Origin of the sequence: Oceanobacillus sp. MO10714A, from assembly GCF_037072045.1 — a bacterium.
Taxonomy (GTDB): Bacteria; Bacillota; Bacilli; order Bacillales; family Amphibacillaceae; genus Oceanobacillus; species Oceanobacillus indicireducens.
In genome coordinates this window covers 1-14,618 of sequence record NZ_JAXHDC010000061.1, presented here as the reverse complement: position 1 = coordinate 14,618, position 14,618 = coordinate 1, and the positions used below count along the sequence as shown (strand labels likewise).

Below are 14,618 nucleotides of genomic sequence, written 5' to 3'. Positions count from 1 at the left end.
ATGTAGTATTTGAAATAGAAAAACCAGCAGCTTTCCATTTCAAATTGAAAAGCTGCTGGTTTTTCTAACTGTATAGTTTTGTTTTTGAGTCCCAACAAAATCAGTTCATTGTCAGCTCCCTTTATTTCACCGTAATAACAACATCTTCACTTGCCTTTACCTGCTTCAACTTCTGTTTATTTAAATCTTCAATATCATTCATATTTGTAATAAGCATAGGTGTGACAGTACTTGCTGCTTTTTCACCTACCACTGCCAAGTCTACGTCAACAAGTGCATCTCCTTTTTTTACTTTGTCTCCTTCTTTAACATGGATGGTAAACCCATCTCCATCCAATGCAACTGTTTCTAAACCAATATGAATTAAAATTTCTGTTCCATTGCATGCTTTAATCCCTACCGCATGTTTTGTCGGGAACGCTTGTATAATGTCTCCATCAACTGGTGATACCACTTTACCATTAGACGGTTTAATAGCAATTCCATCACCCATCATTTTTTCAGCAAATACCGGATCAGGTACTTCTTCCAAAGGTATTACTTCACCGTCAACAGGAGCAAATAATTCAATTTCCTGATTCTCTTTCTTTTTAAAAAGCTTCCCAAGCATAGCGCTATCCCTCCATTTAATTTATTACATACATGTTTATAAAAATCACTTTAGAAAGTGAAAACTTGGAAAAATATACCAGTCCATTTTCAAGTGTATTCTGCGTTCGGATTATCACTTTGATTTTATGGTAATAAGCTGGATCAAACTGCAGAGAAACTCCCAAATCTACATCACTTCATACAGCAAGATGTATTGCTACACTTATTGAAGAACAAGGCTATACATCCCTAAAAGTGAAATTTTATATGCATGATGATGATATCAATAAACTGTTGCAAATCGGCTTTTCCAGCAGCTCTCACAGAAAATTACTAGCTGATGATATTGTGACTGTCTTGCAAAAGAAATCAGCTGAGGAAATGAAAGAATTCTTGATTAAAAACTATCCTTCTCACTTTCTATAAAAGAATCCTCTATAAAAAATATTTGCTGATTCAATTATGAATGGAAACCAAGACTGGAGCAACTTTAGTCTTCAGCTTGCAGAGATAGTAGGGTATTTTCTCTGCAAGCTTTTTTCTATGGTTAAAATAACGAAGAAACCGAATGATTACGGTCAATTGGACTTGTTTCCAACATAAAAATATTAAACAACTACTTTTCCATTGACATACTATGACAGTCATAGTAATATACTTATACAAACAATTACTTTGTCTGTCATAGTATTTTATTTGTTATAGATAAGAAGAGTCATTGCAAGGCAAGGAGGGGTTTTGTTGGAAGGAAGAATTTCAGCAGATTTATTGCGTGGTCATACAGACACGATTGTGTTGGGAATACTATTAAAAAACGATGCCTATGGATATCAAATATACAAATCCATCATGGATCGAACAGACGGACTATATCAATTAAAGGAAGCCACGCTTTATTCCAGCTATAAACGATTAGAAAAAGAAGCATGTATCGTTGCCTATTGGGGAGATGAAAGTCAGGGTGGCCGGAGAAAATATTACCGTATTACTGATAAAGGCCGCATACAATACAAACAAAATATCGCCGATTGGGAATTTACTCAGCGGATTTTGAATCAATTATTGAAGGAGGAAGACGATTAATATGATGATAAAAAAATATGTCGATGATTTATTTCACGGATATGAATCAACAGCTGAGCTGGAGGATTTTAAAGAAGAAATCATAATAAATTTAAAGGACCGCGTGCAGGATTTAGAAAAAGCAGGAAAATCATCTGATGAGGCATTTGCAGAAGCTGTCTCAGAATTAGGTGACATTACAGCAATTGCCGATGATTTAAGCAGAGAAAAACGAAAGGAGATTATTGGAAAAATGTATGTAGATACAAAACCCAAGCTTTCTGCAGGATATGCCATTGGATATACACTTGCTGCAGGAGTTTTATTGTTTGGAATTATTACAAGTCTAATTACTTATTTTTCTGCAGGAAATAATTTATTCATTGCTATTTCCTCCTTCCTGCCATTCGTTGTACCTGCAGGAGCAGCGTTAACCTATTTAGGTTTAACAACAGAAACAACTTCCAAATATCCGATGGACTGGAAAAGGGCACTTATCTATGCCCTTGCTGTCGGCGCCATTTTATTCGGAATTTCCATCTCCAGTTCACACTTTTTTATGGAAAACAGTGATCCCGCTGCTATCCTGGGGGTGCTGGTTCCTTTTGTATTACCAGGCGTTCTGGTTATTGCCTTCTTAATGCTTACCGAAAAAAAACGGTTCAAACCATGGCTAATGCAGGAGCATGAACGATATCACGAAGCCTACGCAGGCTATTATAAAGATACAGAAGAAGTGACAAAACGCGGAATGCTGTCCGGAGCTTTATGGATTGGAGCGATAGGGGTCTTTCTTCTTATCTGGATATTGACTAATATCCTTTACTCCCTTCCTGTATTCCTATTTGCCATTGTAGGAGAACTCTTAATTGAGTACCGTATGATATCAAAGCATAAACGCAATTCAGCAACAAAATAATATCCAGACTACAATACTAAATTTTCATCCGTTTTTTACACCCATATTCTAAAAAGAAATGGGTGTTTTTATGTATACATATACCCTTAGGTATTCCTCTGAGCCTGTATACTTGATAGCGCCTGTAGTTAAGATATATGGTATTTAATATAAACAAAATAATCAAGTGAAATTTTCTAAATAACTAAAAAGTATTGTGACTTCAGAGTATAAGTCGAAACTTACCATAAATAGAGGAAAAGCAATAAGTCACTAGTTTTGATAAACAAAGGTATACTTATGAGGTTATTTGTCATGGGGTGCCATTGCAATTTGGTAATGCAATTCAATCCATTCTGTTAATTAAAAATACAATTTCTTTAAAGTGCATGTATTGGAGGAAAGCGAGAAGAGCTATATGGACACATAGATATGCCATGAATTCTATAACGAAAAGCTATAGCTTAATCAATAAATGCTTGCGGGGATGCCTATAACTAGAGGTCGTACGCCTTTACATCCCCGCCTTTACATTTTTTCATTGTTGTATAAGTCCCTTTCTAATAAAAGTACTAATCTTTTATTACTAAGCCCATTAGTGATGCCAATTGAATAGCTTGGTATGTGGAGACTTTGCAACCTTTGATAGCTTCGAGTGAAACCGTAAGTGAATCAAACTTTGAAGAACTTATATCTATTCCTTTTAGTGATGTCTGTTCGAAGTTTGCTTCATTGAGATCACATCCATCGAATGCAATTCTTTTAAATTTACATTCATAAAAATCGACATTTTGTAAGGAAGACTCTTGAAATATAACCTTCTGAAGTTTTGCATTTCCAAAGGTGGCGAAGTTCAATATGGAATTTTCAAATTTTACATTACCGATAGATGACTCTGGAAATTCACAGCCAACTAACTTACAGTTTATAAACTCTACTCGGTGAATCGATGATTTGCTAAAATCTACATTGGATAAGTCACATTTTTCAAAGCGAACATCTGTTATGTCGCCATTGCTAAAATCCGTATTTGTAAACGTACTATTTCTTACGACTGCATTATATAGCCGTAAACGATCCACAGCCTCATTTGTGAAATTAGAATCGGTGATTTCACACATTTCTAGAATCGGATCTTCTTCGTAAAAGATATCTTGGAAATTTTTTGTGAATAGTGCTGGAGAAATTTTAGGAGTATCAATTTTCATGCTTAGCTTCCTTTCAGATATACTTATTTAGCCAACTAGCGAGCAGTATATCATAGATAAAAGCGACTAACTAGGATGTTGTAATGAAGAATTCGTTGAAAGAAGAATCATGAAGAACAAAGTGCCAAAAAAATGCACGGCGTATATTTAACAGGATAAATAAGAAAATTGCCAGCACACTAATCATACCTAAGTCCAAATTGTTTGAAAGGTTTTACATATGGAAAAAGCCTTGAAATATGTCGATTACATGCTATACTTGTAACATTTAAAGTGAATATTATTTTCATATAATCGCGGGGATATGGCCTGCAAGTTTCTACCGGTTTACCGTAAATAAACTGACTATGAAAAGTAGCACAAAAAGATAATTTTGCCGTTTAGGTTAAAATTTATCTTTTTATTTCGAGTCTATCCGCTCAGAAATTCTTGCTTCTTCATAGTTAGAAGCAGGAATTTCTGGGTTTTTTTATTGGAAAGGAGATCGTTATGGAACGATTAAAGCAAAAGATTATAAACGAAGGTAAGGTTTTATCTGATTCTGTATTGAAGGTGGATTCGTTTTTAAACCATCAAATTGATCCGGTATTAATGCAGGAAGTTGGGGAGGAGTTTGCTTCCCGCTTTCAAGATGAAAAAATTACAAAGGTATTAACACTGGAGTCATCAGGAATTGCTCCATCGGTTATGACTGCATTACGGTTGGGTGTTCCAACGATATTTGCCCGGAAACGTAAATCGCTCACCTTAATCGATCACTTATACAGTGCAGAAGTCTATTCCTACACGAAACAAGAATCGAACACTATTTCTATATCGAAGGATTACATCACGCATGATGATGTTGTCTTAGTTATTGATGACTTTCTCGCTAATGGACAAGCTGCACTCGGTTTAATCGATATGGTTAAACAATCCGGGGCGACATTAGCAGGAATTGGAATCGTCATTGAAAAAGGTTTTCAAAATGGTAGAAAGCTTATTGAGCAAGAAGGGATCCGAGTGGAATCATTAGCTATTGTTTCTTCGCTTGAAAATGGGGAAGTAACCTTTAAGGAGGATTAACCTAGATGAAAACAGCGGCATTAGGGATGCAACATGTACTTGCAATGTATGCAGGCGCGATATTGGTCCCACTTATAATCGGCGGTGCACTGGGTCTAACAACAGAACAACTCACGTATCTTGTTGCGATCGATATCTTCATGTGCGGAGTAGCAACCATTCTACAAATTGGAAGCAACCGTTTCTTTGGAATTGGACTTCCAGTCGTTCTTGGCTGTACCTTTACAGCGGTAGGACCAATTATTGCGATTGGCGGAGAATTTGGTATCTCAGCGATATATGGTTCGATTATTGCATCAGGAGTTTTTATCATTTTGATAAGCACGATATTTGGGAAGTTAGTTCGCTTTTTCCCTCCGATTGTGACGGGAAGTGTCGTTACGATTATCGGATTAACCCTCATCCCTGTTGCAATTAATAATTTAGCTGGAGGACAAGGGGCTAGTGACTTTGGTTCATCAATGAATCTATTATTAGGATTTGGTACCTTAACGTTCATCATTTTCATGTATCGCTTTTCGAAAGGATTTATCCGGTCAATATCCATTATCATCGGACTTATTGCCGGTACTCTAGTAGCTGCTGTTTTAGGGAAAGTTAATTTTAGTGCCGTCGGGGAGGCTTCTTATTTTCATATGCCGCAAGTCTTTTACTTTGGTATGCCAACATTTGAAATCTCCGCAGTTCTCACGATGTGTCTTGTTGCCATGGTTTCCTTAGTGGAATCTACGGGTGTTTATTTTGCACTTAGTGATATTACAGATAGAACGTTATCGGAGGAGGATTTAGCAAAAGGTTATCGTGCGGAAGGGATTGCAGTATTATTAGGAGGAATTTTTAATGCTTTTCAATATACGGCATTCTCACAAAACGTTGGTCTTGTTCAATTAACGGGTGTAAAAAAACGGAAAGTCATCTTCGTAGCTGGGATTATCTTGCTTGTATTTGGATTAGTTCCTAAAATTGCTGCCGTAACAACGATTATTCCCACCGCTGTATTAGGTGGTGCCATGCTTGCAATGTTCGGCATGGTTGTATCCCAAGGAATTAAGATGCTAGGAAGGGTGATTAGTGAGTCCCCGGAAAATTCGATGATTATTGCCTGCTCGGTAGGGATGGGACTGGGGGTAACCGTTGTACCTGACCTATTCTCTGTTTTACCATCCGGCATCCAAATTTTAACGAATAATGGGATTGTTGCAGGAAGTGTAACAGCGATTGTTTTAAATATTATTTTTAATATACGCCCTTTTACATCTAAACGCTCTTCCCCCGAAGCCGCTCAACAAATGGCAGAACAAAAGGCGCTTTAGTTTCCCTTCTAGGCACCTGACCATTTTCATTCAGGTTAGGTACATGCAGCTCATCTCTGAATAGGATATAGTGTAAACGACTAAGATTCCGAGGAAAATGTATGTGAATAATCACTAATTGGCAAGGTACCGAATACAATAACGGATATAATCGGTATAGACAGATATTGATAGAAGAAGCAATGAACATTGCAGTAGTTGAGTTCCTGGACAAATAGTCAAAGTAAAATAAGAGAAAGAACAAGGTATTTGAGTATATGAAGTCGAGATCATAACTGCACAGGGCGTTAAATATGAAGTAGAAGTTGATATGAATACAGGAAAAATTGTAAAGGTCGAAGTGGATTAAAAGCTAAGGCATAATGGGTGGGGAAATTGTATAAGGAATGATGGATAAAAAGGGAATAATAGATGCGTTTTAAATGGAAGAAGACCATTGATCGGATGGTCTTCTTTTTGTTTTTTTAAACAACTTCCTACATGTATTGGATAAGCGACAGATTAGTAAAACTATTGGAGTTAGTTTGCCGAGTAAGCAAGTTAAACACATTTTAGCTCAATATAAAACTTTATTCTGGTACCCTAATTATATATGCATCTGGTACTTTTCATTAGACAGAATACTTGTAATAATAAGCATTATGATTTTTATAACTAACTCTGTAACCGTTTTCTCTAAATGGATTATAAATACTGAATAAGAAAGAGGTGACCGCTTAAAAGCTCAATAAGTATCTGGTGAAAAGTTGGAAAATTGGTATATATAGCGCTAGTGCAGCGTTTTAAATTTATTGAAAAGATATAGAAAGGTAGAGGTGGTGATTATTTTATGAATATAAGTGTATTAATCTTGTTTTTAAATGCAACATTGCTTCCCGTTCTTTCTCTTATTATTGTAGTTACGATACTTAGAAAGCAATACCTTCCAGTTATTCGCCAAATGGAAAAAGAAGAAGCCGAACAACTACAGGAAGAAGGAAAAGTTAATGATGCTTATAAAATGGAGAAAAATGCAAACGTAAATTAAGGGGGATACATATGGCCATTGCAATATTTATTATAGTTTTGATTATCTACATCTTTGTTGGTGCTGTAGTAAGTAAATTCGTTAAAAATAGCGATGATTTTTATACAATGGGAGGCAAAGGATCCACAATCCTAATAGTGAGTACATTAGCTGCTACATTTCTTAGTGCTACGACATTATTAGGTATTGCAGGACAATCATATACGGAAGGTCCTTTAGTCTATTCAACACTTGGCTCTTTTGGTTCATGGATCGGTACGTTACTTGCAGTAGTATATATTGGTCGAAAAATGAAAGCATTAGATTGTACAACCATGCCAGATTTCTTTGAAAAGAGATTTAAAAGTAAATGGGTTAGTGTTGTTGCAACAATTATCATGATTATTGGATTAATTGGTTACGGTGTCGTTCAGTTTATCGGAGCAGGTTTAGTATTGAGTGAAATCATTGATATAAGATTTGAGTTAATTATGGTTTTATTTACGATTGCATTACTTGCTTTTACAGCCTTTGGTGGGATGTACAGTGTGGTCATTACAGATACGATAATGCTTTTTACAATGTTAGCAATTACATTCATCATTGCTCCAATGATTATTGGACAAGCAGGCTTTGATCAAATAAAGAATTTATCTGAAACAATACCAGGATATTGGACGTTAGCAGGAGCAGAGGATCGTTCCATTGGTTGGTCTATTTCTCAATTCCTTGTATGGATCTTATTCTTTACTTGTATGCCTGCTCTTGTTTCTCGTGTTTTCCCTGCAAAAAATGACTTTGTTATATTAAAAGTTGCATCGATTGGAGTGTTTTTTGCTCCGCTTATGCAAATTCCTATTTTTATTGCCGCAGGAGGAATGCAGGTACTTGCTCCGAATATAACACCAACAGATAATGTGATGGTTTTTGGATTCATGGAGTTTACTCCACCAGCAATAGCCGGTATTGGACTTGCTGCATTGATGGCTACAGTTCTATCTACGGCATCAACGTTATTTGTCTTAGTTGGTTTCGCTCTTTCTCGAGATCTATACGAAAGAATATTCGAGAAAAAACTTACGGACAGACAAAGCTTGTCATACGCACGTATCGCACAAATCATAGTAGCTGCCGTGGTTTGTCTTATTGCTATTATGCAACCATCCGCTATTTACTGGATTTCTATTTATGCAGGTTCCTTCTTTGCGGTAGGGTGGTTGCCGACAATCATCGCCTCATTTGAATGGAGGCGTATGAATTCTAAAGCAGCATTATCAAGTATGATTATCGGTGTTACAACATTTGTTATCTTTGGAGAACTAATAAGGAGAGGTGTGATGCCTGTTCCTGAGGGTATAGATGAACTTATGCTTGCTCTTGTTTTCTCAGTTGGATCATTAATTATTATTGCTTTATTAACAAAGCCGAATACGTATGAGCTACAGTATTTTACAAAAATGAAGCAAACAAGTATGGCAAAGATCACAATTAAAGAATTTCAGAAAAAGCCAAATGGGCTTGCATTGATAAAGAAACAATATAGACAAGTCATTCTAAGTGCTGTCGCGATTACTTTAATTTCTGTTGCGATATGGGGTTATTTATTTGTTCAGCTAGGGCTGTAATTCTTTATTGGGGGTGAAGGTATTGAAAAAAGTCGAGGAAAGAATAAACTTTAGGAGATTAAAGAACACAATTGATAAAAGTGCAGAAATAGGCGAAATACCTGGAAATGGGTTGAAAAGGCTCGCGCTCTCGGATGAAGACAAAGAAATGCGAGATTTGTTTAAGAGTTGGATGGAGGAAACTGGATTATCCGTTCGTATCGACGACTTTGGTAATATGTATGGAAGAAGAGAAGGAAAAAGGGATCTGGCACCTGTTTTAATCGGGTCTCATTTAGATACACAACCAAGAGGGGGACGTTTCGATGGGATATTAGGTGTTCTAACAGCCTTAGAGGTTGTAAGAACACTTAACGACTATCATATTGAGACAGCTAGACCTATAGAAATTATTAATTTTACAAATGAAGAAGGCGCTCGTTTTGAACCACCAATGATGGCATCAGGTGGTCTAGCTGGTATATTCGAGAAAGAATTTGTATATAGTAGGGTTGATCGAACTGGAAAGAGTTTTGAAGATGAACTAAAACGAATTGGTTATGACGGATTGCAAGAAAATAGAATAAAGGATTTTTTTGCATTCTTAGAGCTTCACATTGAACAAGGACCTGTGTTAGAGAGTGAAAATATTTCTATTGGTGGAGTTGAGGGGATTCAAGGAATGAATTGGCGTGAAATAACAGTAACCGGGGAGGCCGATCATGCCGGTCCTACGCCAATGCATTTAAGAAAAGATGCTCTCGCAGCTGCATCGAAAATGATGAGTGTTATTGAAGAAACAGCAATTAAGTATGGTGTAACGGCAACGGTGGGCCGTCTTTCCGTTACTCCAGATGTTGCAAATTGCGTCCCAGGTGAAGTGGTATTCTCACTAGATGTTCGTCATATGGACAATGATTTAAGAATGAAAACCTTGGAAAAAATGATAGATGAAATGGAAAAGGTAGCGTTAGAACGAAACGTTTCATTTGAAGTTGAAAATTTATGGGACTCAGAAACAACATTATTCAATGAAAAACTTAGAAATTTGATAATGGAAACCGCTGAGAAATATGGATATACAAGTAAAAGCATCCCAAGTGGTGCTGGTCACGATGCGAAGTATATGAATGAACTTGGGCCAACTGCGATGATATTCTTACCAAGCGTTAATGGAAAGAGTCATGATGTATCAGAACTTACCTTAGATGAAGATATAGAAAAAGGGGCAAATGTATTATTTGGTGTAATTAAAAGGTTAGCAAACGATGAGATGAAACTATAAATTCTTTACCGTAGATCGGAATACTTTTATGAAAGAGGGGATCCTGTATGAGTAACATAACATCAAAAAATTTAGAAATAGTAAATCAAGCGATTGATGATTTATGGGAGGAAGAATTACTTTTTCTTAAATCAATTGGATCATTTGAAAGTACATTAGGAAATGAGAAGGAAACGCAAATTTTTATTAAGAAACATTTAGACGACATGAATTTAACAACTACTCTGTTTTCACCTGATCCTAAACGTCTTTCCGCTTATGAAAATTATGGAAAGCCTGAATGGGATTATGAGGACCGGCCAGTTTTAGTTGGGGAATGGAAATCCGATGGAGAAAAACTGGGAAAAAGTTTAATTCTTCAAGGTCATATTGATGTCGTAAGTGCAGAACCAAAACAATTATGGGAAGAGGACCCATTCATACCAACCATCATTGACAATAAAATGTATGGACGAGGGATATTGGATATGAAGGGCGGAGTAGCTGCGGCTATCTATGCAGTAAAAGCACTACAGAAAGCAAATATAAAATTGGGCGCAGACCTCCAAATTCAAACAGTAATTGAAGAGGAATGTACAGGAAACGGAGCACTAGCATTACTAGATAAAGGATTTGTAGCAGATGGTGCATTAATACCTGAACCAACAGAACTTCGCGGAATTCATTCGCAATTAGGTGTTATGTGGTTGAGAGTGAAGGTGAAGGGAAGCGGGGCTCATGTCGAACGAGCAGAAATGGCGCAAAATGCGATTAATAAGTCAACAATACTAATTCAGGCGCTGGAAGATTACAGAAAGCATATTAATGCTCAACCAAACATCCAGATTTTACCCATCATTCTCATCCTTTAAATGTAAATGTAGGAGTCGGATATGGAGGAGACTGGCCTTCTAGTGTTCCTAATGAATATACATTTGAGGCAAGGGTAGGGTTTTATCCAGGAACTGATCCATCAGACGTCCAAGAAGAAGTAAAGCAATGGTTTTTAAAAGCCTCTGAACAGGATGATTGGCTAAAGGAGAATCCACCGGAGATTACATTTTTTGGTTTCCATGCACCAGGATATACAATATCTAAAGATAGTGAGCTTTTTAACCGTATAGCTTTAGCACATAAAAAAACAACAAATGAAGAAATGGAATCATTGGCATTCACTGCTACTACTGACCTTCGTGCATTTGGTGAGTTTGGTATACCTGCAACGTGTTATGGACCAAGCGGAGCCAATATGCATGCACCAAATGAATATATTGACTTAGATAGTCTTAAAACTGTAACAAAAACAATTGCTGCATTTATTTTAGATTGGTGTAAGGAGAATAACTAGGACATCATTTAATAGTTAAATAACTTAGAGAAAGACAAGTTCATTAGTCCAGCAAAATATTGTACTAGTGAACTTGTCTTCTCATTTATTATCTTATGCTGCTTTTTTACTTTCTTTTTTTGATACCCTACTCTTACCTAAAAAGCTAGTCTAAAATGAAATGGGCTTGCTTTGAGAGAATGAAACCACTCATTAATGTATTTCTTGATCTTTTAATAATCATGATAACAATGCAAGCTTATTAAAGGCCTATCCATTCATTCTAAAATAGGATTGATAAGTTGAAACTCTCCTTCTCTTTTTATAAAAACTGTATTTATAAGATTACAACCGCCAAGCAGCTTGTTTGGGCTGTTGGCGGATATTTAAAATAAGCTTATAGATTTCCAATTGATAAATATTTCGTTTCTAAATAAGGCTCGATTCCCTCACTGCCACCTTCTCGGCCGATTCCACTTTCTTTCATTCCCCCAAATGGCGCATGTGCGGCAGATGGTGCTCCGTCGTTCCAACCAACGATTCCGAAGTCGAGGTTTTCATTTAAGTAAACCCCTGTACGGTAATCATTTGTGAAGAAATAAGATGCTAACCCAAATGGAGTACTATTGGCAATCCTGATTGCTTCATCTAACTCTGTAAAGGTGGTGATTGGAATAACTGGTCCAAATGTTTCTTCTTGCATAATATTCATATCTTCTCTTACACCTTTTAAAACAGTTGGATGGATGAAGAAGTACCCTTTTTCTTGGTTGGCATCGAATACGTTACCAGTTAGGACCTCAGCACCTTTATTAACCGCATCTTCTAGCTGGAAAACAACTTTATTGAATCCCTTTTCATTAATGACCGGACCAACATCTGTATCTTCATTCAAACCATTACCTAACTTTAATTGACTTACTGCACTTGCCAGCTTTGAGAGAATTCTTCTACCACGCTTTCATGTACTAAGACGCGGTTTGCACAAATGCACGTTTGTCCCGCATTACGGAATTTTGAAGCGACGGTCTGGGTTACGGCGAAATCAACGTCTGCATCAGCTGCAACAATGACTGGTGCATGTCCACCAAGTTCCATTGAGATATGTTTCACCGTATCAGCACTCTTTGCAATAAGAGACTTACCTACTGGAGTGGACCCTGTAAATGTGATTTTACGGATGTAAGGACTACTTGTAAAAATATCACCAATTGTTGAGCCATTACCGTTCACGCATTGTACTACATTTTCTGGAATCCCGGCATGGTGAGCAAGCTCAATTAATTTTATTGTTGTCAGCGGTGTTTCTGCAGCTGGTTTTACAATAAATGTACATCCTGCAGCAAGTGCCGGGGCTGCCTTTCTCGTCATCATGGCTGCAGGGAAGTTCCAAGGTGTAATTGCTGCGACTGGACCAACTGCTTGACGTGTAATAATAATTCGCTTTGTTTCCGTGTTTGCCGGAATGGTCCGTCCGTAAAGACGTTTTGCTTCTTCAGCATACCAATCGATATAACTTGTTGCATAATCGACTTCACCAAGCGACTCTCTAATTGGCTTTCCACTTTCTAGCGTCATCACCTTAGCGATTTCTTCTTTACTTTCCTGAATAAGGCGAGACCATTTTTGCAATAGCCTTGAACGCTCATGGGCATTGACAGAAGACCATGCCTTAAAGCTTTCGTGGCTTCTTAAGATAGCTTGTTCGACTTCTTCTTTGGTGTTTGTTTTTACTTCTTCGATTAACTCACCTGTTGCTGGATTCTTTACTGAAATATATTTTGTCAATTTTATTTCCTCCTATTGATTAGCGAAAGCATCTTCAAGAATTGCTAATCCTTTGTTCAATTCTTCATCTGTTATTACAAGTGGAGCTAAGAAGCGAATGACATTTCCTTTAATTCCGGCAGATAATAGCAGTAAACCATTGTCATTTGCATATTTAGCAATTTTAGCTGTTGTTTCTTTATCTGGGTTTTTATTTTGACGGTTATCGACGATTTCAACAGCAACCATCGCGCCTAGACGGCGAATTTCACCGACAAACGTATACTTCTCTTGTAGTTCTGTAAGTTTATTTTCAATCTTTTCACCAACGATTTCCGCCTTGGCAGGTAGATTCTCTTCTTCCATAATATCAATGACTGCTAATGCTGCGGCGCATGCAACAGGGCTTCCTGCATACGTTCCACCAAGCTCTCCAGGATTTGAGGCATCCAGAATTTCTTTACGGCCAACAACGCCACTTAGTGGAAGACCAGCTGCAAGGGATTTCGAAACCGTAATTAAATCTGGAACGACATCGAAATGATCAATTCCAAAATATGCCCCAGTACGTCCAAAGCCAGTTTGGATTTCATCAGCTACAAAAACAATGCCATGCTCTGAGCAAAATTCTCTTACCGCTTGCACGAACTCTTTAGGAGGGATAATGAATCCACCTTCTCCTTGAACTGGTTCCATAACGACACAAGCGACTGTTTCTGGTGCAACCGTTTCCACGAAAAAGTCTTTAAAATCCTGTATGACATGGTCGGTATATTCTTCTTCCGATAATGATTCTGGTCTCTGATACGGATAAGGGAATGGAGCTTGATAGACTTCTGGTGCAAAGGGACCAAAGCCAAACTTATAAGGCTTTACTTTGCTCGTCATGCTCATAGTCATGTTCGTACGACCGTGGAACCCTCGAACGAACGAAACAACAGCTTGTCTACCTGTATATTTACGAGCTACTTTGACAGCATTTTCCACCGCCTCTGCACCTGAATTTAAGAGTAGTGCTTGCTTTTCAAAGTTTCCAGGTGTAATATTGCAAAGTTTTTCGGCAAGCTCAATATAGCCTTCGTACATCATGACGTTAAAGCCAGGATGTAAAAATTTATCAATTTGTTCTTTAATTGCTTCTGTTACTTTCGGGTGTGTGTGTCCAACGTTTAAAGTACCAATCGCCCCTGCAAAGTCGATAAATTCATTTCCCTCGATGTCCGTAATTGTCGAGCCTTGTGCATCCCGCGCAATGTGTAAGTTTCCATTACTAACCCCACGAGGGATATATTTATTTCGTTTATCTTGCAATTCTTTTGTACTTTTAGTTAATGAATCCATTTTGTAATGCCTCCCATTTTCAGTATTTATACTGATATTATAAGATTCTGTTATAATGAAAAGTACCAGAATTATAATTAATATGGTACCAGAAGGAGAGGGAGAAGTTGATGATGTTAATCAAGGTTGATCGAGAGAATACTGGAAAGCATATCTATCAGCAAATCTACTT

General features: G+C 37.2%; 13 protein-coding genes, 3 pseudogenes and 1 riboswitch. Of the genes and pseudogenes, 12 read left to right on the top strand and 4 right to left on the bottom strand.

Features of this window, described 5'->3' with window-relative positions; all coding sequences use genetic code 11:
- Window positions 1-121: 121 nt before the first annotated feature.
- Window positions 122-610 (bottom strand): PTS sugar transporter subunit IIA, encoded by a 489-nt coding sequence (locus SPD53_RS18040; protein WP_336253388.1) that lies wholly within the window; start codon window positions 608-610, stop codon window positions 122-124.
- A 236-nt stretch (window positions 611-846) separates the two neighbouring features.
- Between SPD53_RS18040 and SPD53_RS18035 the strand changes: the two genes are divergently transcribed.
- The 3 genes from SPD53_RS18035 to SPD53_RS18025 all read left to right on the top strand — a co-directional run bounded on the left by SPD53_RS18035 (window position 847) and on the right by SPD53_RS18025 (window position 2,572).
- A complete protein-coding gene (locus tag SPD53_RS18035) occupies window positions 847-1,017 on the top strand; it encodes a hypothetical protein (RefSeq protein ID WP_156857303.1) in 171 nt (56 codons plus the stop codon).
- Window positions 1,018-1,329: 312 nt separating this feature from the next.
- Window positions 1,330-1,674 (top strand): PadR family transcriptional regulator, encoded by a 345-nt coding sequence (locus tag SPD53_RS18030; RefSeq protein ID WP_370459795.1) that lies wholly within the window; start codon window positions 1,330-1,332, stop codon window positions 1,672-1,674.
- Between the two features lies 1 nt (window position 1,675).
- Entirely contained in the window at window positions 1,676-2,572 is an 897-nt protein-coding gene (locus tag SPD53_RS18025) for a permease prefix domain 1-containing protein (RefSeq protein ID WP_336253387.1), read from the top strand.
- A gap of 551 nt (window positions 2,573-3,123) precedes the next feature.
- Here SPD53_RS18025 and SPD53_RS18020 read toward each other — a convergent pair.
- On the bottom strand, window positions 3,124-3,759 hold the full coding sequence (locus tag SPD53_RS18020; protein WP_336253386.1) for a pentapeptide repeat-containing protein: 636 nt from the start codon (window positions 3,757-3,759) through the stop codon (window positions 3,124-3,126).
- 266 nt (window positions 3,760-4,025) lie between these two features.
- Window positions 4,026-4,127, top strand: a riboswitch (purine riboswitch).
- 121 nt (window positions 4,128-4,248) lie between these two features.
- On the opposite strand from SPD53_RS18020, the gene SPD53_RS18015 reads away from it, so the two are divergent.
- The 9 genes and pseudogenes from SPD53_RS18015 (at window position 4,249) to SPD53_RS19950 (ending at window position 11,359) form a co-directional block, all read left to right on the top strand.
- The gene (locus SPD53_RS18015; protein WP_336253385.1) at window positions 4,249-4,824 is read left to right on the top strand and encodes a xanthine phosphoribosyltransferase; all 576 of its coding nucleotides are present in this window, start codon (window positions 4,249-4,251) and stop codon (window positions 4,822-4,824) included.
- Between the two features lie 5 nt (window positions 4,825-4,829).
- Window positions 4,830-6,137 (top strand): nucleobase:cation symporter-2 family protein, encoded by a 1,308-nt coding sequence (locus tag SPD53_RS18010; protein ID WP_336253384.1) that lies wholly within the window; start codon window positions 4,830-4,832, stop codon window positions 6,135-6,137.
- Window positions 6,138-6,402: 265 nt separating this feature from the next.
- Window positions 6,403-6,486: pseudogene (locus SPD53_RS19960) on the top strand (hypothetical protein); the annotation flags it as partial.
- 480 nt (window positions 6,487-6,966) lie between these two features.
- Window positions 6,967-7,164 (top strand): hypothetical protein, encoded by a 198-nt coding sequence (locus tag SPD53_RS18005; protein ID WP_156857311.1) that lies wholly within the window; start codon window positions 6,967-6,969, stop codon window positions 7,162-7,164.
- A gap of 11 nt (window positions 7,165-7,175) precedes the next feature.
- Window positions 7,176-8,768, top strand: coding sequence for a sodium:solute symporter family transporter (locus tag SPD53_RS18000; RefSeq protein WP_156857312.1), 1,593 nt, complete (start codon window positions 7,176-7,178; stop codon window positions 8,766-8,768).
- 13 nt (window positions 8,769-8,781) lie between these two features.
- Window positions 8,782-10,032 carry a Zn-dependent hydrolase gene (locus tag SPD53_RS17995; protein ID WP_373290833.1) on the top strand — a complete coding sequence of 417 codons (1,251 nt, stop codon included), beginning with the start codon at window positions 8,782-8,784 and terminating at the stop codon, window positions 10,030-10,032.
- A gap of 47 nt (window positions 10,033-10,079) precedes the next feature.
- Window positions 10,080-10,883 (top strand): M20/M25/M40 family metallo-hydrolase, encoded by an 804-nt coding sequence (locus SPD53_RS17990; protein ID WP_336253383.1) that lies wholly within the window; start codon window positions 10,080-10,082, stop codon window positions 10,881-10,883.
- Window positions 10,884-10,927: 44 nt separating this feature from the next.
- A pseudogene (locus tag SPD53_RS19955) lies at window positions 10,928-10,978 on the top strand (hypothetical protein); the annotation flags it as partial.
- A 189-nt stretch (window positions 10,979-11,167) separates the two neighbouring features.
- Complete coding sequence (locus SPD53_RS19950) at window positions 11,168-11,359, top strand: M20/M25/M40 family metallo-hydrolase (protein WP_442946277.1); 192 nt, start codon at window positions 11,168-11,170, stop codon at window positions 11,357-11,359.
- Between the two features lie 376 nt (window positions 11,360-11,735).
- Here SPD53_RS19950 and SPD53_RS17980 read toward each other — a convergent pair.
- Together SPD53_RS17980 and gabT are read right to left on the bottom strand one after the other, a co-directional pair.
- Window positions 11,736-13,126, bottom strand: a pseudogene (locus SPD53_RS17980) (NAD-dependent succinate-semialdehyde dehydrogenase).
- A 12-nt stretch (window positions 13,127-13,138) separates the two neighbouring features.
- Window positions 13,139-14,446 (bottom strand): 4-aminobutyrate--2-oxoglutarate transaminase, encoded by a 1,308-nt coding sequence (gabT, locus tag SPD53_RS17975; protein WP_336253382.1) that lies wholly within the window; start codon window positions 14,444-14,446, stop codon window positions 13,139-13,141.
- Between the last annotated feature and the right edge of the window lie 172 nt (window positions 14,447-14,618).

Coding starts and splice junctions, on each gene's coding strand:
- SPD53_RS18040 (WP_336253388.1), bottom strand. CDS start 610: ATGCTTGGGAAGCTTTTTAAAAAGAAAGAGAATCAGGAAATTGAATTA.
- SPD53_RS18025 (WP_336253387.1), top strand. CDS start 1,676: ATGATGATAAAAAAATATGTCGATGATTTATTTCACGGATATGAATCA.
- SPD53_RS18020 (WP_336253386.1), bottom strand. CDS start 3,759: ATGAAAATTGATACTCCTAAAATTTCTCCAGCACTATTCACAAAAAAT.
- SPD53_RS18015 (WP_336253385.1), top strand. CDS start 4,249: ATGGAACGATTAAAGCAAAAGATTATAAACGAAGGTAAGGTTTTATCT.
- SPD53_RS18010 (WP_336253384.1), top strand. CDS start 4,830: ATGAAAACAGCGGCATTAGGGATGCAACATGTACTTGCAATGTATGCA.
- SPD53_RS18005 (WP_156857311.1), top strand. CDS start 6,967: ATGAATATAAGTGTATTAATCTTGTTTTTAAATGCAACATTGCTTCCC.
- SPD53_RS18000 (WP_156857312.1), top strand. CDS start 7,176: ATGGCCATTGCAATATTTATTATAGTTTTGATTATCTACATCTTTGTT.
- SPD53_RS17990 (WP_336253383.1), top strand. CDS start 10,080: ATGAGTAACATAACATCAAAAAATTTAGAAATAGTAAATCAAGCGATT.
- SPD53_RS19950 (WP_442946277.1), top strand. CDS start 11,168: ATGGAATCATTGGCATTCACTGCTACTACTGACCTTCGTGCATTTGGT.
- gabT (WP_336253382.1), bottom strand. CDS start 14,446: ATGGATTCATTAACTAAAAGTACAAAAGAATTGCAAGATAAACGAAAT.